Source organism: Paenibacillus sp. FSL k6-2145, from assembly GCF_037976585.1.
GTDB lineage: Bacteria > Bacillota > Bacilli > Paenibacillales > Paenibacillaceae > Paenibacillus.
Genome location: NZ_CP150267.1, coordinates 5,721,789 through 5,745,084 on the forward strand (window position 1 = coordinate 5,721,789; position 23,296 = coordinate 5,745,084).

At 44.8% G+C, this 23,296-nt stretch carries 15 protein-coding genes; 10 read left to right on the forward strand and 5 right to left on the reverse strand.

What is annotated here, in order from left to right:
• Positions 1–56: 56 nt before the first annotated feature.
• From NZ043_RS25255 to NZ043_RS25290, 8 genes are all read left to right on the forward strand, one after another.
• Entirely contained in the window at positions 57–6,443 is a 6,387-nt protein-coding gene (locus NZ043_RS25255) for a GDSL-type esterase/lipase family protein (RefSeq protein ID WP_339309547.1), read from the forward strand.
• Positions 6,444–6,789: 346 nt separating this feature from the next.
• Positions 6,790–8,502, forward strand: coding sequence for a histidine kinase (locus tag NZ043_RS25260; RefSeq protein ID WP_339309548.1), 1,713 nt, complete (start codon positions 6,790–6,792; stop codon positions 8,500–8,502).
• Positions 8,499–9,905, forward strand: a complete 1,407-nt coding sequence (locus tag NZ043_RS25265) for a response regulator (protein ID WP_339309549.1) — start codon at positions 8,499–8,501, stop codon at positions 9,903–9,905. Before NZ043_RS25260 ends, NZ043_RS25265 begins: the two co-directional genes overlap by 4 nt.
• A gap of 252 nt (positions 9,906–10,157) precedes the next feature.
• Positions 10,158–11,894: a sugar ABC transporter substrate-binding protein gene (locus NZ043_RS25270; RefSeq protein ID WP_339309550.1), complete on the forward strand. Its 1,737-nt coding sequence runs from the start codon at positions 10,158–10,160 to the stop codon at positions 11,892–11,894.
• A 61-nt stretch (positions 11,895–11,955) separates the two neighbouring features.
• Positions 11,956–12,870, forward strand: coding sequence for an ABC transporter permease subunit (locus tag NZ043_RS25275; RefSeq protein WP_249910553.1), 915 nt, complete (start codon positions 11,956–11,958; stop codon positions 12,868–12,870).
• Between the two features lie 13 nt (positions 12,871–12,883).
• Entirely contained in the window at positions 12,884–13,777 is an 894-nt protein-coding gene (locus tag NZ043_RS25280; protein ID WP_091030048.1) for a carbohydrate ABC transporter permease, read from the forward strand.
• A 21-nt stretch (positions 13,778–13,798) separates the two neighbouring features.
• On the forward strand, positions 13,799–15,427 hold the full coding sequence (locus NZ043_RS25285; protein ID WP_339309551.1) for an alpha-glucosidase: 1,629 nt from the start codon (positions 13,799–13,801) through the stop codon (positions 15,425–15,427).
• 59 nt (positions 15,428–15,486) lie between these two features.
• Complete coding sequence (locus NZ043_RS25290; RefSeq protein ID WP_339309552.1) at positions 15,487–17,154, forward strand: alpha-glucosidase; 1,668 nt, start codon at positions 15,487–15,489, stop codon at positions 17,152–17,154.
• Between the two features lie 106 nt (positions 17,155–17,260).
• Here NZ043_RS25290 and NZ043_RS25295 read toward each other — a convergent pair whose 3' ends face one another.
• From NZ043_RS25295 to NZ043_RS25310, 4 genes are all read right to left on the reverse strand, one after another.
• Positions 17,261–17,542: a GNAT family N-acetyltransferase gene (locus tag NZ043_RS25295; protein ID WP_036615433.1), complete on the reverse strand. Its 282-nt coding sequence runs from the start codon at positions 17,540–17,542 to the stop codon at positions 17,261–17,263.
• Positions 17,535–17,786: a (4Fe-4S)-binding protein gene (locus NZ043_RS25300; RefSeq protein WP_339309553.1), complete on the reverse strand. Its 252-nt coding sequence runs from the start codon at positions 17,784–17,786 to the stop codon at positions 17,535–17,537. Before NZ043_RS25300 ends, NZ043_RS25295 begins: the two co-directional genes overlap by 8 nt.
• Before the next feature lie 268 nt (positions 17,787–18,054).
• Positions 18,055–19,809: a methyl-accepting chemotaxis protein gene (locus tag NZ043_RS25305; protein WP_339309554.1), complete on the reverse strand. Its 1,755-nt coding sequence runs from the start codon at positions 19,807–19,809 to the stop codon at positions 18,055–18,057.
• 283 nt (positions 19,810–20,092) lie between these two features.
• Entirely contained in the window at positions 20,093–20,932 is an 840-nt protein-coding gene (locus tag NZ043_RS25310; protein WP_339309555.1) for an alpha/beta hydrolase, read from the reverse strand.
• Positions 20,933–21,083: 151 nt separating this feature from the next.
• Here NZ043_RS25310 and NZ043_RS25315 point away from each other — a divergent pair, with 151 nt between their 5' ends.
• Complete coding sequence (locus NZ043_RS25315) at positions 21,084–21,947, forward strand: LysR family transcriptional regulator (RefSeq protein WP_339309556.1); 864 nt, start codon at positions 21,084–21,086, stop codon at positions 21,945–21,947.
• Between the two features lie 149 nt (positions 21,948–22,096).
• Here NZ043_RS25315 and NZ043_RS25320 read toward each other — a convergent pair whose 3' ends face one another.
• Positions 22,097–22,501, reverse strand: coding sequence for a VOC family protein (locus NZ043_RS25320; RefSeq protein ID WP_339309557.1), 405 nt, complete (start codon positions 22,499–22,501; stop codon positions 22,097–22,099).
• Between the two features lie 418 nt (positions 22,502–22,919).
• Here NZ043_RS25320 and NZ043_RS25325 point away from each other — a divergent pair, with 418 nt between their 5' ends.
• Positions 22,920–23,294, forward strand: coding sequence for a GntR family transcriptional regulator (locus NZ043_RS25325; protein WP_062834670.1), 375 nt, complete (start codon positions 22,920–22,922; stop codon positions 23,292–23,294).
• Positions 23,295–23,296 lie beyond the last annotated feature (2 nt).

The following is a 23,296-nucleotide window of genomic DNA, read 5'->3' on the forward strand; positions in this document are numbered from 1 at the left end:
CAGGATCGAACTGATGATTCTAAAAATGAATTCTTAGATAAGGAGGAGTTAATCGAATGATCCGAAGAACTGTTTCCATCCAGAAATCGATGTTTGTATCTTTTTTAGCACTCCTTATGGTTATTTCACTGGCTGTTCCTCCGGCACCGATGCGTGCAGAGTCATCATCAAACGGCCTGCCGGGTCGCCAAGCAGAATACCTGAACCGGGGTTTGGTTGCGGTTCTTGTAGACAACGGCGTTTTTTTAAGCTGGAGGTATTTAAACAACGACCCAGATGATATCGCTTTCAATATATATAAAAATGGAACAAAAGTGAACGCATCACCCATAAGCGATGTGACGAACTATGTGGACACGACTGGTTTCGACAGCTCGCAATATCAGATCTCCACCGTTATTGCAGGCAAAGAGCAAATGCAACCGGAGGTTGTATCAGTCTGGCATAACGATTATTTGCCTATTCCGCTCGATAAACCAGCCGACGGACGGACTAAGGACGGTGGAACCTACTCCTATTATGCAGGTGACGCTTCCGTAGCTGATTTGGACGGGGATGGCGAATATGAAATCGTCTTACTGTGGAGTCCGAGCAACTCCAAGGACAATTCGCAGGCCGGTTATACGGGAAATGTCTATATCGACGCCATCAAACTGGATGGCACAAAGCTGTGGAGGATTGACCTGGGAGTCAACATCCGCGCCGGAGCGCATTATACGCAGTTAATGGTGTATGACCTCGATGGCAACGGAAAGGCCGAGGTTGTTGTCAAGACGGCGGACGGGACAAAGGATGGCCAAGGCACGGTCATTGGTGACGGCACGAAAGATTATCGCAACGACGGCGGATACATACTGTCAGGACCGGAATATCTCACACTGTTTAACGGTGAGACTGGCGCGGCTGTATCCACCGTGAATTATGATCCGCCAAGAGGAAACGTCAGTGATTGGGGTGACGGCTATGGCAATCGTGTAGACCGTTTTCTTGGCGCCATCGCTTATCTGGACGGCACGAAGCCAAGTGTCGTGATGAGCCGGGGTTATTATACCCGCACAGTGCTTGTTGCTTATGATTATGTTGGCGGGGAACTCGTTAAGCGCTGGACGTTCGACACAAACGAAGCAGGATCACAATATCAATCACAGGGCAACCATAATCTAAGTGTGCTGGATGTCGACAAGGACGGCAAGGACGAAATTATGTTTGGCGCCTTGGCCATTGACGATGACGGCAGCTTGCTGTACAGCACCGGACTCGGACACGGTGATGCTATGCATGCCGGCCAGCTCAATCCGAACCGGGAGGGCTATCAGGTCGTAAGTGTGCATGAGCATTCGGATGCGGCATACGGACTGGAGATGCGCGATGCGGCAACAGGTGAAATCCTTTGGGGTGAGAAAACAGGTTTTGACACCGGTCGCGGGATGTCGGCGGACATTGATCCGAACTATCCGGGTTACGAATCATGGGCCACGACCGTTACCAACGGGCAAAGTGTCCCAGTAACCAATACTTATTCAGCTGCCGGAGAGGCTATCTACACTGTGGACGAAGGGCCCAAAACCGCCAATTTCGCCATCTGGTGGGATGGAGATCTTCAGCGGGAGCTATTGGACCATGAGTGGGATAATAGCACAGCCAAAGGAATTCCGCTCATCTATAAGTGGGATTACCAAAACAAAAAGCTGAATGAAATCTTCCGGGCAACCGGTACGTTAACGAACAACCATACCAAAGGCAATCCGGCACTTCAGGCGGACATTCTGGGCGACTGGCGTGAGGAGCTTCTGCTGCGGAGCGAAGATAGTTCGGAGTATCGTCTCTACACAACGACCATTCCTTCAGACTATCGCATCCCTACGCTGATGCAGGACCCTGTGTATCGACTTGGCGTAGCCTGGCAAAATGTAGCCTACAACCAGCCACCTCATACCGGCTTTTATCTTGGAGCGGAAGCTACAGCATTCCCTAAAGCCGATCTGGCGCTGACTCGCGAAGCTGAAATGCCGGAGCCGGTCTACCGCTTTAATTTCGGTACAGAGACTGCGTCAGGAAGTACAAACATACAGGATACGCTCTACGCACAAGATCCGGGATACGGCTTCAAGGATACAAGTGGTGTTACGGTAGGGGCAAACCAGGTTTCGGTCGCGGCAGGCACGACATTTGCCGTTGATCTGCCCAATACAAACTATAAGGTGACGCTGCGATTGGGCAATGATGCAAATGACTCGAACGTTGGAGTCAAATCCGAATTCGTCCAGAAGCTCGCCGTAACCAATGTGACAGCAGGAGCACCACTGGAGTATTCCTATGATATTGCTGTGGTGGATGGACAGCTCGATCTTATATTCACGGGTACAGCCATAGACATCCAAGACGTCATCATCGAGAAATATCCAGAGAAAGCGGCTGGTGCGGCAACAACGATCTATATGGCTGGTGATTCAACCATGCAATCTTATAGTGAAGCGCAGGCTCCTCAAGAAGGATGGGGCCAGCAGTTCGGACGTTATTTCTCCAATGGGGCAGTCGTCGTGAACGATGCGATCGGTGGCCGAAGCAGTAAATCCTTTATGGTAGACGGTCGTTTGGATACAATCCTGCAACGAATTAAGCCGGGGGACTTCTTCTTCATTTCCTTTGGTCATAACGACGCTAGTGCAGGGATACCGGACCGGTATGCATCCCCTGAGGATTATAAGATCTACTTAACTCGTTATGTAAACGGTGCCAAACAGCGCGGCGTTACACCTGTATTGCTCACTCCGGTTGGACGCAGAGATTTCAACACGGTGACTCAGGAGTTCAACGTCAGCTTCCCAGCATACGTGCAGGCTGCCAAAGAAGTGGCAGAAGAGCTTGACGTGCCGCTGATTGATCTGAGCAAGTTAAGTATTGCGTACTACGACAAAATTGGTAATACAGCTACGGAAAAAGTATTCCTATACGCTAATCCGGGTGAATATCCGAAATACCCGAATGGAATCAACGATAATACCCATTTCAGCAGCTATGGTGCACAGAAAATTGCCGGACTCGTTGCTGGTGCAGTCAAAGACATGGAGCTGAGTATCTCATCGCTGGTCATTGACCCAGATATTACCGAGCCAGAACCAGAGCCAGAAACCCAGCTCTATGAGGAGGATTTTGAAGGCGACGCTGCCAACTACCAGTATGCGATGGTCAATGCTACGGGTATCGCAGGAACCATGGCGGGAACGGTAGTTGAACAGTCCGGAAATAAGATACTGTCCGTCACAGGGTCCGGATCGGGCAATCGAGCCAAGGTGTTCCGTCTGTTTGATGCAGTAAACGGCGATCAGGTGAATGTGAACTTTGACTGGCAATCCGGTAATGTAAGTGCCTATCCGTCAGAAGGTCATCTCACGGTCCAGGATTCGAACGAAAATGCCCTTTTCACGCTGTTTACCAAAACCGGAAGTACCAAAATTCATTATTATGTCGGTGCATATAATCCGGACTACGGCGCGGGTGATACAGCCATACCTGAAGGGGGAACGGCTACAGATATTTCCAAGAACCAGTGGGTCAATGTGGATGCTACCGTTAATTTTGCCGAGAAAACACTTGATCTGACATTAACGAACCTAGCGAATCAGACACTTACACAAACGATTCAAGATATCCCACTGAGTTCCGCCGCATATGCGGACAACGTCAGATCCATGCGGTTCCTGGGCACGAGAAAAGGTGGTGGAGGCACGTTGAACTGGACTACCCAGATCGACAACGTGCGAATTGAAGGCACTCAGCTCTCTTCAGAGGGTGGCGATCAGACTGCATTGATCGCTCTGTATGATGAGATCAAAGCACTAGATCTGTCAGATTATACAGATGCGTCGAAGGCCGTGGTGAACCGGGCTTTGGTAGCTGCGGAAGCCATTTTCAATACGGAAGCTACCCAAGCTCAAGTTGACCATACGTTTAACATGTTAACTGTTGCGAAGGATTCTTTGACAAGTGAAGCGAGCGAAGAGATAAACGAATACAAATTTGACTTTGGTTCTGGTGGCGCAGCCGACGGATACATCAAAGTAGATGCCAAAAGAGCATACATCGAAGGCAACGGGTACGGCTTTGCTGATACTGCACTGACCAAAGATGAGAACCGGGAAACCGGAGATTTGCTTAAGGAAGATTTCACACGAGTAAATGGTACCTCTTTCCTGGTGGAAATGGAGCCGGCGAATTACCGGGTAACGATGACCATCGGGGATGCGGAGGAATCAACCAGCGCAAATGTCGTTGTAGAGCAGATGACAAAGCTGCCGCTGACAAGCATTGCCAAGGGCGAATTCAAAGAAATCACGTATGACATTGCCCTGATCGATGGGGTGTTTAACTTCAACTTTACCGGAAATGCACCGAAGATCAATGCGATGAAGCTGGAGCGCCTGCCAGATCACAGTGCAAGTGATAAACCTGTTATTTATTTGGCCAGCGATTCCACTGTGGCTAATTACGCGGAAAACTATCGTCCGCAAGCAGGCTGGGGAGAAACATTGGGTGGATTTTTTGATCCAAATGAAGTCAGTATTGATAACCGGGCAGTTGGAGGTTTGAGCAGCAAAACCTTCCTGGTCGGTGGATATCTCAACGATATTTTACTCGACATTCAAGAAGGCGATTATCTGTTCATGCAGTGGTCTCATAATGATTCCACACCTTCACGCCCAGAGCGTTATCTTACACCAGAGCAGTTTAAGGTATATCTAAAAGAATACATTAACGGTGCTCTTCAGAGAGGGGCAATTCCGGTTCTGGTCACGCCAGTGAATCGTCGTGATTTTACCGGCGAGGTGCTGAACAAGAGCTTCCCGGAATACGTACAGGCGATGAAAGAAACGGCGCAGGAAACGGAAACGCTTATCATCGATCTGAACCAAGCTAGTTGGGAGCATTTCCAGGCGCTTGGCACAGAAGGAACCAAATCGATATTCATGTGGGTAGGTACAGCGGAAGACAATACACATTTGCAGATGAATGGCGCAATCAAGGTGTCTGAACTCGTGGCACGTCTTGTGAAGGAATTGAATATACCTTTATCTGATTTTGTTACGTTGGAAGGAGAAACTCCGGAGCAGGAAGCCCCGCATACTAAGGCAACTGTGGAAGGAGAATTGCAGAACGGCTGGTATACTTCTCCGGCACAAGTAACCTTCACAGCAAGCGATGAAGATTCCGAAATCGAAGGGACTTATTATCAAATCAATGGTGGCGAAACGGTGAGTGGCACACAGTTGACCCTAACTGAAGAAGGTACACATACCATCACCTACTGGAGCGTCGATGTTGACGGTAACAAAGAGAGCGAACAATCTTTGTCCATATCCATTGATCTCGTACCTCCAACCATTGAAATTCATGGTCAAACCGAATACACCATTGATCAGCACGTGGAAATTGGCTATACAGCTTCCGATACGGTATCCGGTGTGGCAGAACCGGAAGGTGTGCTCCTGGACACTCCGGCGTATGCACTGGAACCCGGCCTGAACCAGGTTACGGCAACCGTCTCCGATTTGGCAGGCTGGGAACAGACGGTAGAATATAATTTTGGCGTTATTGCCACATTCGACAGCCTGATCAATCTGACCAACGCCTTTGCTGATGAATCGACCGATCCTAATGCCGGCGCTCTTGCTGATCAGCTTACAAACACGTTAAAGCAGGCCAAACAGGCAGCAAACGATCGTGAAGGAGCAAAAGCGCGTCAATTGCTTGCATCCTACGGTAATGACGTTCAAGCAGCTAGAGGAACCGTATTACCGGATGAGCAAGCAAGTGTGCTGATTAAGTGGGAAGAATGGCTCCATCAGACAACGCCACTTGCAAACGGTGCCCCTGGCACTCCGGTGTTATCTGATAATAATGGTTACGACACAGGGCTCAAGGACGGAGACTATACAATCACGATGAATCTGTGGTGGGGGAATAACGGCAATCAGTTCAAGCTGTATGAGAATGGTGAATTGATTAAGGAAATTTCTCTGGTCGATCAATCCCCGTCCGCCCAATCTGTTCAAGTTGATATTACTGGAAAGAAAAATGGCACCTATATCTATACTGGAGAATTGATCAATGCACTGGGTTCAACCATGAGTGTTCCGCTGACAGTCATCGTCATGGATGCTTCCCCGGGGCAAGCTGTTCTGTCGAACGACAACTGGGACGGTGACGGCAACTATAATATCACCATGAATCTGTGGTGGGGAACAAACGCAACCGAATACGAACTTTACGAAAATGGTGTATTGATTGACACACAATCACTGCAATCTCATTCGCCTGGTGCACAGTCTGCGGTTACCGCAATCTCTGGAAGGGTACCTGGAATCTACGAGTATGAAGCTGTACTTCGTAATTCTTCAGGGGAAACCAGATCACACAAATTAAATGTGACGGTACGAGAGTAGATTGAAATTTTTGAGCATTCCATTAACAAGAAATGATTACAACTGAAGTAAGGTACGCATATAAAAGTGCTATTCCTCATCATTTTGAGGAGTAGCACTTTTTATATGCGCACAGTATGAAAGCGTTTGACTTATTTGAATATCAATCTATAATGATGAAAGGAAATTGGACTTGGACACGATACAGACAGCGTGTCCGCTTGAATGAATTAGAAATGCCGACGAGCTTCAAAATGGGCCGAGGCCTATGGAAAAACAATAATCGGCATACCTATATGTTTATTCAGAGCAAGCTTCCATACGCAGGAGGCTTGCTGTTTCATTTTCAGAAGGAGAATAGGTTCCCATGACACTTAAAAAAAGAATCTTTTTACTGTTCTTTGTCAGTGCGTTTATCCCCTTTATCAGTATATTTGCGATTTCTTATTATACGATTGACTCCATTTTCGCAAATAAGATCGATGATGGCATTCGCAGCAATTTACAACAGGTGACATCCTCATTGGAGAACTCCATCACCAATCTGAATCATGTTACGCAGCAATTATCTTACAGGGGTACTTTAGGCAAAAGATTAGATGAATTCTTGAATCCGTCCTCCGATATCTTCGAACTGATTGAGGCCAGGGACGAATTAAAGAACGAGTTAAGTGTTGTCACCTTCACCAATCCTAATATCGGATTGACCCTGTATTACTTTCAAAAAGAAGGTACTACTCAGTTCGGCAACTTTCCAATCAAGGATCGTTTCTCTCCTGAGTCTCTGCCTGTGCTCTTCCAAACCTATGGCATTAAGTACTATGGCCCCCATATGAGTATGAACCGATTTGATGATCAACTCGTTCTGTCTGCTATGCGAAAAGTACAACTTTCCGAGAGGAACGACGTGTTCATTTACGTAGAATCAGGCTTTCGCCTTACACAGGATATCTTGGGTTACAATCAATACAACGGCGCATTATCTCATCTCATCCTGGATGGTGAAGGAAACATTGTGTACAGCGAAATACCGGAAGCCATGAAGTTAGGGGAGAATTTCACCAGCTTAACGGCCGATACTGCCAAGGATGGAATATCCCGCGGGTATCACTGGTTCAAGGAGGATTCCTCACAGAAATGGAGTGTCGTATCGGTCATTTCGCAGTCTCAATATCAACAGGAGAAAAACCAGTGGTTGCTTCAAATTTTGCTGGTCGCTTTATTTTTCCTCGGCTTTACCGTGTTTCTCGCTTGGCTCCTGTGGAAGATGGTCTACAAACCACTCGGTTTGTTTCATTCGGAGATCAATGGAATGTCCAAGAATCCACAAACGAAAGGAAGCCGAGCTCGCACTCAGATTCCTGAATTTGATTTTCTGCTCAGTGAATTTTCGAATATGCAGCATCAGATTGGTGACCTCTTCAAGGAAGTTCAGCAGAAAGAGAAGATACGTGCAGACCTGGAAGTGGAAAAACTGCTTTATCAGATCAATCCGCACTTTCTGATGAATACGCTCGATACGGTGCACTGGCTGGCCGTCATGAACGGACAAGGGGAAATCGACAAGCTGGTGCAGTCATTGAACAAGCTGCTCTATTACAATCTAGGCAAATTAGGGCAAGTATCCACCATGGAAGAAGAGATTGATGCGTTAAGACAGTATCTGATTTTGCAGCAAATTCGATATGACTTTGAATTTGACGTTCGCATTACTGCAGATGAACAAGTGCTTCAAATTCCTGTGCCCCGCTTTATTCTGCAACCGCTGGTTGAAAATTCGTTATATCATGGATTGAGTGACGAAGGTTTTATTCAGATTGAAGTGACATGCACTTCAACGTTGAACATTTTGATACAAGATAATGGCGCAGGTATGACTGAGGAAACCATTCATAATCTGCTGAACAATCGTGAAGCTGAACAACAAAAAGTAGGGATGGGGATCGGACTCAATTACGTTCACCGCATGTTGAAAGTACAGTACGGGGACCAAGCAAAACTGGTGATCAAGAGTGCATTGGGAACTGGGACAAGCATACTGCTCGTATTGCCTATTAAAGGAGAAGATATCTCGGCATGATTAAGGTATTGATTGTAGATGATGATAAGTTGGTACGCAAAGGCATTAGCTCTGCGATGCCATGGAACGAGTTCAACATGGAGGTTGTAGGAGAGGCCAGCAATGGGGCGAAAGCGCTGGATTTCCTAAAAACCCAACCGGTCGATTTGATGCTAACGGATCTTGCGATGCCCGTCATGTCAGGGATTGAACTGATGCGAGCTGCGAAGCAGCTCTATCCGGAACTTCATATCGTTGTGTTAACACTGCATCAGGATTTCGATTATATCCAGGAAGCGCTAAGACTCGGAGCGATCGATTATATAGCCAAAGTGCAGCTGGAGAAAGAGCAATTCGAACATGTTCTGCAACGGATACATACCCGAATTAGCGGGTTGACAAACACGACAAGAAAGATGCCTTCGCAGGATGAAATCAATGTCCATTATCCAAATGTGTATGCACTTGTTTCACAGGATCGTAAATCAGAGCAGAAGTGGCCAATAGAGTTAACTGCGCATGAAGATCTGATAAGGTGGGAGGTTGAGCGTAATAGCTGCATGTGGGTTGCACCCCCATCCAAAGAGGATCAACTATTTCATCAATTGAAGGAAGGCCTGCATCAAGTTCCCCATAGTACGTTGTTGGTTTTGTCTGATGTACAAGAGCGAACGTGGTTGCAAATCAAAAACTGGATTAGGAATTATACAGAGACGACTTTATTCTATGCGTACAATCCCAATAACCAAGTCATTACCGTTTCGACGAATGAGGAAGACACATGTTCAAAAGAACCGCAGGATGAGGACCTTGACCGGATTAAACAAAGTTGGTTCCAAACCCCATGGACCCACCACGATAGTTACTACAACCAACTTGTTGACCAGTTCAAATCATTACGATTACATAAAGGTCAGTTGATGGGATTGTTGTACTCGATCGTAATGGAGTGGAACCGTATTTTTGCCCAAACTACGCTTGGAAGAATCTCGATGATCCATTCTTTCGAGTCTTGGTACGAGGTTGAAGAATGGATCAAACAGACTGCTACAAGCATTCGAAAGGCTGATGAACAGACTTCATATTCACAGGAAATCATCGATGCCGTGAAAAAAGCGGTGATGATCGTGCAGCATGATTTGGAGCAGGCCTATACAGCTTCAGGTCTCTCCCAACAACTCAACATCAGCCGAAGTTATTTCAGTCAATGTTTCAAAGATCTGATGGGGAAAACCTTTAATGAGTACTCCCGGTTCATCCGGGTAGAGAAGTCCAAGGAGTATTTGCTCAATACAAACAACACAATTTTCTGGATTGCGGAACGAGTGGGTTATACGGATGAAAAATATTTCAGCCGGATTTTCCGCGAACTGACAGGTCTTCTGCCAAGCGAATATCGGCAGCTAGGTAGAGGAAATAAGTAGCCGACAGCTTCCTGTTTTAGGAGCTGCCGGCTTTTGTTTTTGATCGAGAATAGAAGTAGATAGACGAATGTTGGTCAGCAGGTAGGGTAAATGATCACAAGATAACCATACTTCATCATACGGAATGAAAACTGTAACCATTTCTCTATCCAAACGGACGTGTAATCCCTATCTCGATTGGCCTTCACTTCATTTTATAATGAAAGCGCAAACAAATATATTGAACATCAGAATAAAGGGGAATCGAACTAGATGAGAACAAAATGGTCTATAAAAAGCAAACGGGTGACAAAGCGTCTGGCCGTGCTGTCCATGTCCGCCTTGATGGTTGCAGCCCTAGCGGCATGTGGAGACTCTTCCAATCCTCCTACTGCAGAGGAAGCAGGCAAATATGAGGTAACGCCTGGAGATCCGTTCAGTGCCTATAAAGACGAAATCACCGTAACCATGGGACGGGTTACCACAGCCAACCCAAAACTGCCGGCTGGTGATACCTATGAGAACAATGCATATACTCGGCTGGTCAAAGACACGTTTAACGCTCAGATTACAGATCAATTTGAAGCCAATGGCGAAGATTATAGCCGTCAAGTATCGCTTGCCATCGCATCGGGGGAATTGCCCGACATGATGCGTGTTGATTCCAAAGATGAACTGAAAGAACTGGTGGATAACGATCTGATTGAGGATCTGACCGCCATTTATGATCAATATGCTACGGATAACATCAAGCAGATGTACGATTCCTATGATGGTCGTGCATTAGAAAATGCAACGATTGATGGACGTTTGATGGGACTTCCGGCGACTTCTCTGGATTCCGCACCAACGATGGTTTGGGTCCGTCAAGATTGGCTGGATCTGCTGGGGATTCAACTTGATGCAGATGGTGACGGCGCCATTTCACTGGATGAAGTGGAGAAGACCACACAGGAATTCCTGAAAAGAGATCCTGGCCAATCCGGGAACCCGGTAGGTATTCCATTTGTGAACACGATGAACACAACAGATTATAATGGCTCTGCTTATACGATGCTGGGTGTGGCCTCAACCGAGGGAGCCTTCCCGCAATATTGGATGAATGGTGAAGACGGCAAAATCGTGTATGGTTCCACGACAGAAGAAACGAAGCAGATGCTGGGCATCATGGCCGATTGGTTCAAGAATGGTATCATTGACCCGCAATTTGGAACCCGCACGTTTGACGATATTACTGCACTCTACGCCAATGGCCAAAGCGGCATCGCCTTTGGACCGTGGCATATCCCTGACTGGGGACTGATCAGTGCAAAACAGATGGATAAAAACGCGAAATTCTCGGCTTATACACTGGAGGATGCAGACGGCAAGGTCAACGTAGCGCATGCCAATCCATCCAATCAGTTTATCGTGGTAAGAAAGGGATATGAACACCCTGAACTGGCCGTTAAGATTCTTAACCTGTTCTACGATAAACTGGCCAATGATAAAGATGCCGCAACAACCATGCCGGAAGCTGCCAAGTATCAGGAGACCGGGGTAGACGGATCTACGAGACCTTTTAATATCGAAGTTAACTCGGCTACATCGCTGCTGGATGATTACTCTGACGTTGTTCGCGGGATTAAGGGAGAGATCGGCCTCGACGAGGTTCGCACAACCGAATCGAAGAACAATATCGGAAGCATCAAAACCTATTTAAGCGACATGGATACGGATGATGTGACTGCTTGGTCAAAATATCATTCACGGATCAACGGAGTGGGACTGATCGACAAACTGACACAGGAAAACAAATTTGTATGGATGACACCTGCCTTTTCTGGCACTACACCAAGCATGAAACAGACGTGGGCCAATCTGACGAAGTTGGAGCAGGAGTCGTTTATTAAAATCATAACGGGTTCAGAACCGCTTGATTACTTCGATACATTCGTCAGTAACTGGAAGAAACAGGGTGGTGATCAAGTCATTCAGGAAATTGAAGACGAGATCGCATCGAAACAATAATATTCATGAACAGTAGCAGGGCTGCGATACGCAGCCTTTCTTCAACGAAAGGGGTTCATCCATGAAACAGGGGAATTTGAAAGCGAGAGGGCGGCTCGGCCCAGGTGCCATGTACCATATGATGATGCTGCCGGGCATTTTGTTTTTGCTTGTATTCAGCTATATTCCAATGGTCGGCGTCATCACAGCTTTTCAGGACTATGTTCCGGCGAAGGGGATGTTTGGCTCCGAATTTGTAGGACTGAAGCATTTTATGTATATGTTCAAGCTGCCGGATATCGCGCAGGTCGTCAGCAATACGCTGGTGATTGCGATTGGCAAGATTTTGCTTGGAACGATGATGGCCATCATTTTTTCCGTTTTATTAAATGAAATTCGTATCAAATACGTTAAAAAGTCCGTGCAGACGATTGTTTATCTGCCGCACTTTCTATCCTGGGTTGTACTCGCATCCGTCGTTGTCAACATGTTCAGTTTGGACGGCATTGTGAACCAAATGCTCGCGTTCTTTGGCCTGGAGAATATTAATTTCCTTGGCAGCAACACCTGGTTCCAGCCACTGATTATAGGTACAGACGTATGGAAAGAGTTTGGCTACAGCTCTATCGTCTATTTGGCGGCGATTACGTCGATTGATCCCGGTCTATATGAAGCGGCAGGAATGGATGGAGCCAGTTGGTGGAGAAAAGTGTGGCATATTACATTGCCAGGCATGCTGCCTATTATTCTGCTCATGGGCGTAATGAGCCTGACCAACATTTTGAGCGCTGGTTTTGATCAAATCTATAACTTGTATAACCCGGTTGTCTATGAGTCGGGCGATATTCTGGATACATACGTCTATCGGATCGGTCTCGTTGGGCGACAGTATAGCTTCGGTACGGCTGTTGGTTTGTTCAAGTCCGTAATCGGCATTGTATTGCTTATGTCTGCCAACCAGTTGGCCAAAAAATATACGGATCGAAAAATATTCTAAGGAGGCCAAACCTGTGTCCTATTCTGCAAACTTCAAAGAACGAATTGGCCGGTTTGTCATCTATGCCATCGTCATTCTGCTGGCATTGGTCTGCCTTCTTCCGTTATGGAATATCGTTGCCATATCATTCAGCAGCAGCGAGGCGGTATCCGCAAATGCAGTAGGTCTCGTTCCGGTCAATTTTACAACCGCAGCGTATACCAAAATTATCGATGATGCACAGTTCTGGCGTTCCTTTGGCATCTCCATTTTACGTGTCGCGCTTACCCTTGCGCTTAATATGATTCTGATTATTTTGATGGCTTATCCTTTATCTAAATCAAAGAGGGATTTTAAAGGCAGAAACATTTATATGAATATCATGATTTTTGCCATGTTGTTCAGTGGAGGCATGATTCCGAGTTACCTGCTGATCAAAAACCTGGATATGCTGAATACGATTTGGGCACTGGTTCTGCCAGGCGCTGTCCCGATATTCAGTGTCATCCTCGTGATGAATTTCTTCTCTGCTGTACCTAAAGCGCTTGAAGAGGCAGCATTCATCGATGGAGCAAATCCCATTCAGGTTTTGTTCAAAGTGTATGTTCCCGTGTCCATTCCTGCGCTGGCGACAGTTGCTTTATTCAGTATCGTGGGTACATGGAATGACTTCTTCAGCGGTTTGATCTATATGACCAAAGTCAGCAATTATCCGCTAATGACCTATATTCAGTCTCTTAACGTGAATATTGCCGACTTGCTTCAAGCCGGCACAAATTCCAGCGAACTCAGCAACCTGACTGAAATTTCGAACAAAAACCTGAATGCAGCCAAAATCGTAGTTGCTGTTATCCCGCTATTGCTGATTTATCCGCTGCTGCAAAAATACTTTGTGACTGGCATTGTTGTAGGATCGGTCAAAGAATAGCATTAGAAAGGTTGAATAAGAATGGAAAATAAAAAATGGTGGAAAGAAACCGTTGTATATCAAATATATCCACGGAGCTTTCAAGATCATAACGGAGATGGCATCGGCGACTTGAAGGGCATTGTATCCCGATTGGATTATTTGCAGGAACTCGGCATTGGTGCGATCTGGTTATCCCCTGTTTGCAAGTCTCCTCAAGATGATTACGGATATGATATTTCAGATTATCAGGATATCGATCCGATGTTTGGGTCTTTGGAAGATATGGAAACGTTAATACTTGAAGCCAAGAAAAGAGACATTCGGATCATCATGGATTTGGTGTTGAACCATACATCGGATGAACACCCCTGGTTTCAAGAAGCCAAAAAAGGCAAAGACAATCCGTACCATGACTACTACGTTTGGAGAGATGGTGTTGAAGGAACACCTCCGAACGACTTGGGTTCCACCTTTGGTGGTTCAGCCTGGGAATGGGTGCCTGAGATCGGGCAATATTATTTGCATCTCTTTTCCATAAAACAGCCCGATCTCAACTGGGAAAACCCCAAAGTCCGGCAGGAGATATACAACATGATCAATTGGTGGATCGACAAGGGTGTTGGTGGTTTTCGACTTGACGTGATCGACTTAATCGGTAAAGAACCGGATTCGAAGATTACGGGAAATGGACCTAATCTGCATCAATATATCAGGGAACTGAGCAAGGAGACGTTTCAAAAAGCGGAAGACTTGCTTACGGTTGGAGAAACATGGGGCGCCACTCCGGAAATCGCCAAACTGTACAGCAATCCAGACGGCAGTGAGTTTTCAATGGTCTTCCAATTTGAACACATCAGTTTGGATGAACAAGAAGGCAAAGGAAAGTGGGATCTTAAACCTTTGGATGTGATGGCATTAAAAAAAGTGCTGTCCAAGTGGCAAACGGAGCTCAAAGGTGATGCTTGGAACAGTCTGTTCTGGAACAACCATGACTTGCCTCGAATCGTGTCACGTTGGGGAAATGATGGAGAATTCAGAGTTGAATCGGCTAAAATGTTGGCTACCCTTCTTCATGGCATGCAAGGTACGCCTTACATATATCAGGGTGAAGAGCTGGGTATGACGAATGTTCAATATTCGATCGAGGATTATCGGGATATTGAATTGCTCAACTTTTATAAGGAAAGAATGGGGAAAGGTTATCCTGAACAAAGCGTGATGGAGTCGATCTACGCCAAGGGACGTGATAATGCACGCACACCTATGCAATGGGATACTTCCGATAACGCAGGTTTTACACAAGGGGAACCTTGGATTAAGGTGAGTCCGAATTATAAGCATATCCATGCCGAGGAAAGTTTGAGTAATCCCGAATCCATATTCCATTATTACCGGAAGTTGATTCAACTTAGAAAAGATCATGAAGTCATTGTATATGGTGATTATGAGCTGATCTTTCCAGAGAACCCAGACGTGTTTGCATATACCCGAACGCTGAATGATTCTACGATTCTTGTGGTATGCAATTTCCAAGGATATACGACCGAACTCCCGCTTCAGGAGCAATTAACAGGGTCGAACCAGCTATTGATATCCAATTATACAGGTGAACTCTCCGAGAGCAAATTACGTCCATATGAAGCAAGAATGTACCTTATTCATAATTAAATCATAATACGTAATATGTTATATAATGTTCAGTTCTCAAGAAAGAAGGATTATATTCAATGAAAAGAGTATGGTGGAAAGAAGCAGTAGCCTATCAAATCTATCCGAGAAGTTTCATGGATTCCAACGGAGATGGGGTTGGTGACATCAAAGGGATTCTATCCAAACTGGATTATATTCAAGATCTCGGTATTGATCTGATATGGATCTGTCCGATGTATAAGTCACCCAACGATGATAATGGTTATGACATCAGTGATTACTGTTCCATTATGGATGAATTCGGCACGATGGCGGACTTTGATCAATTACTGCATGAAGTGCATCACCGCGGCATGAAACTTATTATGGACTTGGTGATCAATCATACAAGTGACGAACACCCGTGGTTTATTGAATCCAGAGCTTCGCTGGATAACCCCAAACGAGATTGGTACATCTGGAGAGATGGGAAGAACGGAGACGAACCGAATAACTGGGAAAGCATATTTGGCGGTTCTGCTTGGGAATATGATGAAGTCTCCGGACAATACTATCTCCACCTGTTCTCCAAGAAACAACCAGACTTGAATTGGGCAAATCAGGAGGTCCGGAAATCCATATATGAAATGATGAATTGGTGGCTGGATAAAGGGATTGATGGTTTCCGTGTGGATGCAATCAGCCATATTCACAAAGAAGAGGGCCTCTTGGACATGCCAATCCGAGAAGGTGTCAAGTACATCTCTTCTTTTGAAAAGCATATGAATGTCAAGGGAATCCAGAGTTATCTGCAAGAAATGAAAGAGAACACATTATCCAGATATGACGTCGTGACTGTTGGGGAAGCGAATGGAGTTAAAGTAGAGGACCAAGAAGATCTGCTGGATTGGATCTGTGAAGTCAGAGGGAAATTTAATATGGTCTTTCAATTCGAACACCTGGACCTTTGGAAAAACAGTACAGACAGGCAACTGGATGTTCCCAAATTGAAAAACGTCTTGACCAAGTGGCAAAAATCATTGGAAGGCATAGGCTGGAATGCTTTGTTTATTGAAAATCATGATCAGCCTCGCAAAGTTTCATCTTGGGGAAATGATACAGAGTATTGGTATGAAAGTGCTACAGCACTTGGAGCCATGTACTTTTTCATGCAAGGCACACCTTTTATATATCAGGGGCAAGAGATAGGCATGACAAACGTGGCTTACCCTTCCATAGAGGATTATAACGACATAGCCGATCGGAATTTATATCAGATCAAACGCGAAGAGGGGATGTCGCATGAGGAGATCATGAACATCATTTGGGCTTCGAGTCGCGATAACTCCAGAACGCCGATGCAGTGGTCTTCGGCCAAACAGGCCGGGTTTACCACAGGTACGCCATGGTTAAAGGTGAATGACAATTACGTCAATATTAATGTAGAGAAACAACTCCATGAACCACGTTCTATTCTTCAATTTTATAAACAAATGATTCAGCTGCGAAAAGAGCACGATACGTTGACTTATGGGATCTATGAGCTTCATATGCCGGATCATCCGAGTGTATATGCATATACACGTACACTGGCAGACGAACAGGTGCTGGTAGTAATCAATCTTACTGAACACATGGTGGAGCTTGAGGAAGATGAGCTTGGCCTCAACTTCTCAGAGATCTGGCTTACCAATTATGAGAATGGCATGCTGCCACTGGTGTTGCGACCGTTTGAAACCATTGTTGGATTAAGCGATAAAGTTTGAGTAGGATACGTAAAAAAAGGCAAAAGGCGTCTATATCATTTTCTGAATGATATAGACGCCTTTTATTGTTGTGCAACCACATGAAAATTAGCTGTGAATATTCGTTTTATTGATGGAGAACATCCGCGTATTCAGAGATACGTTCGAAACGTCCCTTGGCAAACGGGCATAAAGGTAGAATCTTAATACCGTTTTCCCGCGCGTATTCCACCATAGCTTTGATAAGTTCATCGCCAAGCCCTTGTCCTCGGTAAGCATTTTCCACTAAAGTGTGATCAATTATGTATAGCTCTGGACTCGAGATTACATAGGTCATCACCGCAGCAATATCACCGTTATCTTGGATAAGGAATCTTTTATTGGCAGGTTCATGTTCTACATTATGCATGTTCATCCTCTTTCTTTGTTGAAAATTCACCGTCCAGAAGCTTATACGTCAATGCTCCGCTTGGACATGTGTCAATATGTCGGGCAATGGCCTCCGAAGTGTCACCATCAGGATCAACCCAAGGACGGTTGCTTAAATCAAAAACAGCAGGGAGGCCCTTTACACAAATACCGGAATGAATGCAGACATCCGAATTAAACATAACCTCGATATCTTTACCGTAGTATAATTTCTCTTTAACCATAATGCATTCACATCTTTCACTTTTGAGTTTGAGTTTGTTTACAGGTCCATACTCCAGGCATCCATGGTAAGCCATGTCAGCAAGGCTCTTAATGTCCGAATTATAAATGAGGAATCGTTAATAAGTCAACGTGACACAGGAGAAGAACACGGTCATTCTATGTGCTGATCATAACCCTGGGCCCTCCGAAACATTAACGCTCCAAGAAAGTTATGTTTCCGGCGATTCTAAGTTGTCATCTAACAACAGTCTTAATGAGATTGGGCACTTATTTAGTGATTTCGATCTGAAATTGATCGGAATATGATTTCAGGTTGCCTGCAAGACCGGCGAGTTCCCCGGAGATGTTCGACAGTTCGCTCGCCGAACGCTGCTGCTCCACAGCACTAGCCGTGACTTCTTCGGCCATGGCTGAAGTTTCCTCGGTTGCGGAAGCAATATAACTGAGGTTTTGTTCCAACTCCTGACGAATAGAGTGCATATCCATCGTCCGGCTGTCTAAACTCTGAGCCAACTCATGCACTTCGGTCGATAAGCGGCTAACCTGTCCAAATGCCTGGAGACAATCCGCGATCTGTTTCTCCTGTTCCTTAACAGCTACCATATTCGCATCAAAATGACTGCCCATCCGATGTATCTCTTGAACAAATGAACCCAGGATCTCATCAATCTCCTGGATCGAACGTTCGGATTGTTGAGCGAGCTGTCCCATTTCCCCAGCAACGACTGCAAAGCCTTTACCCGCTTCTCCAGCTCGGGCTGCTTCAATTGAAGCATTCAGGGATAGAATTTGAGTTTGTTTTAAAATGTTGTGAATTTGACCGCTAATAGAGGAAGCGAGTTCGGATTGAGTCGTCAGAGACCTGGAAATATCCTGTTGATGCTCAACACGCTTGGCATTCTCTCGGCCCTTCTCAAGCAGAACCTCATGTTCACGTGTAACTTGTACTTGAACAGAAGATAGCTGCTCTGAAGTATAAGTAAACTGTTTCACATATGAACCTACTTCATCCATTATTTTGCCGAGATTCTCTGAATGCTGGACGGAGTGTTCTGTCTCTTCAGCCTGTTTCATTGAACCTATGGCAATTTCCTCAATCGCTCTGGAAAGTTCTTCGCTCTGACGCTGGTTCGTCTGAGCGGTTTCCGAAATATCTTTTGATGACTGCTGTAACGTATTTGATCCTTGCTGTATTCCCATCAGAATGTTCGTCAATTGGGCAACCATGATGTTAATCAAATCACTGATGTCACCGAGTTGATCATTGGTCATATGTGTGGATACGACTTTAAGATTCCCATCAGCAACCTGCTCGAGGCTTGACTTAATATCGCGTACTTGTCTAAGAATACCTCGTACTACGAATAACATCATGACCAAAGAAAGAATCAGTACAACCACAAAAATCGGGATAATGGTCTGATAGGCATTATTCACAGATGTCGCGGAGACTTGATTCACTGCTCCAGCAGAAATATCAATGCCCAGATAACCAATAACAACGCCTTGCGAATCCTTGATTGGTGTAAAGGAGGACAATAGCTGGCCCCAGGTCGGATCGTCTACAATGCCTGTTGTGACGACTTCACCGCGTAACAAGCGTTCCTGAATCTGGGGATTGAATTCCATTGCAGTCCCGTAAGGGCTATATTCCGTATCATTCCAATCCGCTCCATCTACGGTGTAGAACCACCCGTCCGAAGTTTTGTTATACATATAAACATACAAGGCTCCCGATTGAAGCCTAACTTTAACGAGTTCGTCCCTAAGACTTTTATATTCGTTGCTCTCCTCTGAAGCAGTAGAAGCTAATGTCTTAATTAATTCCGATTCCTGACCTAGTTGAGAGGCGGTATTCACAGCCAGCTGCTGATTGTTATGCTGCATGGTCATTAATGATGCATTTTCACTGGAGTCGATGGTGGCCCACATGATTAGACCGCCCATGGCCAGTAGCGGAACCAGAATAATCAAATACAGTTTGAATCTTAAATCCATCTTCTTTTTGAGAGTCTGTCTCACGTTCGGTTCCCCCTTGGATGTAATAAAGTAAATATGGTTATTCGTATGACCCCATACTATTTATCGTAATATTGAAGGGGGAAATGAAGACTAACACTAAATTTGTATATACATATACATTGGAGAATGTGATCATTTGTGGTGCCAGTGCATTCAAACCGAATGTAGAAGTTACGTCTTGCACCAAGAAACGTTGCCATTAACCCAAAAAAGCTCCACCAGCTTTATGCCAGTGGAAAGCTTAATTTTTCTCTAAGACATTCTGTTCAATATACATACATACTCACGGATGTTTATTGCAGAAACGGTCGATATAATCAGAACATTGCCCAGGTTCATCTTCCATAACGAAATGACCAGCTTTGGGAATGACATGTAGGCAGGCATGGGGAATATCCTGGACAAGCCTCTTTGCATAATCGAGGGGCTGCCATTCATCTTCTTCCCCCCATATAATTTGAACGGGGACTTTCAGCTTGGGTAAATCTGTTCCATAGGATTCAGTATATTTTGCATTATAGTGAGCTACCTGATGGGAGAAAAAAGAGGCTTTCCCCAGTGAACCTGCATGGGGTTCCAGATATGCATCCAGTGTATCTCCAGTCATAAGCTCTTTATTATACACTGCCATGGGTAATTGTTTCTTTAGCATGGTATCAAAATCAGCACGGGGCATTTGTTCAAACTGTTCTAGCTGTTCTTCGATAATTTTCTTCCAGGTTGGTGAGGGCCACGAATCATAGCTGGGCATGTTAAGTAACGTAAGCGATTGTATACGCTCAGGTTGTTCCTGAGCCAGTTGGAGGCCAACAACTCCACCCAGATCGTGGGCTACGACATGTAAACGATCCATTCCAAGTTCGTCTAAAAGCTGACTGAAAATCCTATATTGTGCTGCCACAGAAGTATCTGCTTCAAGTGGTCTTTCGGATGCTCCATATCCAAGAAGGTCATGAACGTAGACTTTATACCCTTTTTGAACCAGAGAGGGTATTACTTTTCTCCATTCATAGCTATAAGACGGTGTTCCATGAAGGAGCCATATGGGAGAGCCTTCTCCATATTGTTCATAAGCGATTCGATATCCATTAATCAAGATGGATGACGTTGCTGCCGTTTGCATAGTGATTACTCCCTTCCATAAACGATTGAGATTAAAAATGAAATGGGCTCTTAATGAGCTAGATTGAATATAAACGATTGCTTTCCATTAGTGAAATTGATAGTTTATATGTAAACGATCAGTTTTAATGATGTTAAAAAGAAGGGAGCCAATGATGGAAATACGTCATTTGGTCACATTTATCACAATTGTGGAACACGAGGGATTTACCAAAGCTGCTGAGCATCTTGGATACGCGCAATCTACAATTACATTGCATATCAAGGCGTTGGAAGAGGAGATTAACTACCCTTTATTTGATCGAATTGGTAAGCGGGTTATTTTAACGGAGACCGGGAAAAAATTGTTGCCACATGCACAAAAAATGCTTGAGCTGTATCAAATGATTAAGGAAGTGACTGCTGCACAAGGTGAATTAACGGGTAATATCGTGATCAGTATTGGAGAAACGTTGTTGATCTATCGTTTTCCACCTATTATTGAAGAGTTCAAAAAATTGCATCCTCATGTCAATATCGAGTGGCACCAATTAGATTCCGTACATTATAAAGAGAATTTGATGCAAGGTAAAAGTGATATTTCCTTCATGCTGGGGACAGAGGTGCATGATCCCAATCTGTACAGTGAGAAATTGGCTGAGGAGCCCATGATGCTGCTGTACCCCAATTCATTTGAGCTACAACGGGACATTGTGAGAAGCAATTTACTTTTTACCGAAAAAGGTTGTGGATATCGCACATTGTTTGAACAATGCATTGAAGAGTATCAGATTGGGATTACTTCCAATATTGAATTCTGGAGTATTGAAGCTGTGAAACAGTCGATATTGAGCGGTATGGGCATATCCTTGTTACCTCGAATTACGGTAGAGAAGGAGCTGAAGGAAGAAAAACTTTCAGGTCAGCAGTACAAACAAAATCTAGCTACGCAGTTGCTGTATCCCAAAAACAAGTGGATCTCTCCCCAAGTAGAAGCATTTATTGAGATCGTTAGAAAGCATGCCTCCCTATGGTAAGAAATGAGAAGAGTGTCTTCTGTTAATTTCTTGTTAAAATACTTCTTCCGTTTTATACAAAAATGAAGAGACTATAGCTCATCGCTATGGTCTCTTTCTACTGGTCATAAAAATTAATAAAAAATTGCCTTACTTATTTCAACTGTCCTTTATAACCTACCACTGAACCGTTGGATTGCTTCCTCGGTCACCGGCGTGAAGAGATTAACCAGATTACCGTCAGGATCGCGAAACAGCAAAGCACGATTCCCCCACGGCATTGTGGTAGGTTCCTTTACCCACTCATCGACCAACGGCTTCAAGCGCTCGTATTCGGCATCAACATCGTGGACGTGGAACTCAATAATGACAGTACGATTGTTGGCCGCCACAGCGGAACCAGCACCAAACAGTTGCACCGTCTGGGAGTGGCCGATCGCTAGAGTGCACGATGGCATAACGAGTTCGGCAAAGACAGGTGCAGGGCGTTCTGCTGAAACACCCGTAATTTTCTCATAGAACTCGACGAGACGATCCACGTCATCAGTAATGATGCGCACAGAAGCAAAATTCACGAGATATCATCCTTCCTATAATAAGTATTACGATTACTTACTCCGACTATACAAAAACACTACTGACAACGGTATGTCAGTAGTGTTTTATGAATTAACCATAGAATAAAAATGGTCGGATTGAACTAACGAGAAACGATAACGCGGGGAGGGATCTCACAGTGGCCGGTTATAGCATTGATGGGGAAGCACTAAAGACTTTATAAGAATAATTGACAATTGTACTCCTGTGTACTATATTGTACTTGTTGTATGAGTACAATATAGTACACAGGCATCGCTGAATTTTTAACAGAAAGACGGTGTTTAAACGAAAAGCAAGGAGGAGAATGATGAAAAAAAGAAACCAGATTTGGAGTGCAGCATATTTCAAAACGGCAAACCTTTACTAAAAAAATAATCTAATTGGAGTACTAATATGGAGATTATCATAAGCAGCAATACAAGTAAGCCCATCTATGAACAAATTACATCACAGATCAAAGCGATGATTATGAGCGGTGAATTAAAGACTGGCGACCCCATTCCATCGATGCGATCTATGGCAAAATCTATTCATGTCAGTGTGATTACTGTTCAAAAAGCCTATGAGGATTTGCAGAGGGACGGTTTTATAGAGACTACCGTAGGACGGGGAAGTTTCGTATCCGCACAAAACAAAAATTTCTATCAAGAAGAAATTCAGCGCAAAGCTGAGGGACTTTTGCAAGAAGCCGCAGATATTGGGCGCACAAATGGTATTCCTGTCGAAAAACTCATCGAGTTATTAAAGCTATTCTATGAGGAGGAGTAAGA

What these genes read in the sequence shown, in the direction of transcription:
- NZ043_RS25310 (WP_339309555.1), bottom strand. Translation starts at nt 20,932, where the DNA reads ATGCAAACGGCAGCAACGTCATCCATCTTGATTAATGGATATCGAATC.
- NZ043_RS25265 (WP_339309549.1), top strand. Translation starts at nt 8,499, where the DNA reads ATGATTAAGGTATTGATTGTAGATGATGATAAGTTGGTACGCAAAGGC.
- NZ043_RS25255 (WP_339309547.1), top strand. Translation starts at nt 57, where the DNA reads ATGATCCGAAGAACTGTTTCCATCCAGAAATCGATGTTTGTATCTTTT.
- NZ043_RS25325 (WP_062834670.1), top strand. Translation starts at nt 22,920, where the DNA reads ATGGAGATTATCATAAGCAGCAATACAAGTAAGCCCATCTATGAACAA.
- NZ043_RS25300 (WP_339309553.1), bottom strand. Translation starts at nt 17,786, where the DNA reads ATGGTTAAAGAGAAATTATACTACGGTAAAGATATCGAGGTTATGTTT.
- NZ043_RS25290 (WP_339309552.1), top strand. Translation starts at nt 15,487, where the DNA reads ATGAAAAGAGTATGGTGGAAAGAAGCAGTAGCCTATCAAATCTATCCG.
- NZ043_RS25260 (WP_339309548.1), top strand. Translation starts at nt 6,790, where the DNA reads ATGACACTTAAAAAAAGAATCTTTTTACTGTTCTTTGTCAGTGCGTTT.
- NZ043_RS25295 (WP_036615433.1), bottom strand. Translation starts at nt 17,542, where the DNA reads ATGCATAATGTAGAACATGAACCTGCCAATAAAAGATTCCTTATCCAA.
- NZ043_RS25315 (WP_339309556.1), top strand. Translation starts at nt 21,084, where the DNA reads ATGATGGAAATACGTCATTTGGTCACATTTATCACAATTGTGGAACAC.
- NZ043_RS25270 (WP_339309550.1), top strand. Translation starts at nt 10,158, where the DNA reads ATGAGAACAAAATGGTCTATAAAAAGCAAACGGGTGACAAAGCGTCTG.
- NZ043_RS25275 (WP_249910553.1), top strand. Translation starts at nt 11,956, where the DNA reads ATGAAACAGGGGAATTTGAAAGCGAGAGGGCGGCTCGGCCCAGGTGCC.
- NZ043_RS25285 (WP_339309551.1), top strand. Translation starts at nt 13,799, where the DNA reads ATGGAAAATAAAAAATGGTGGAAAGAAACCGTTGTATATCAAATATAT.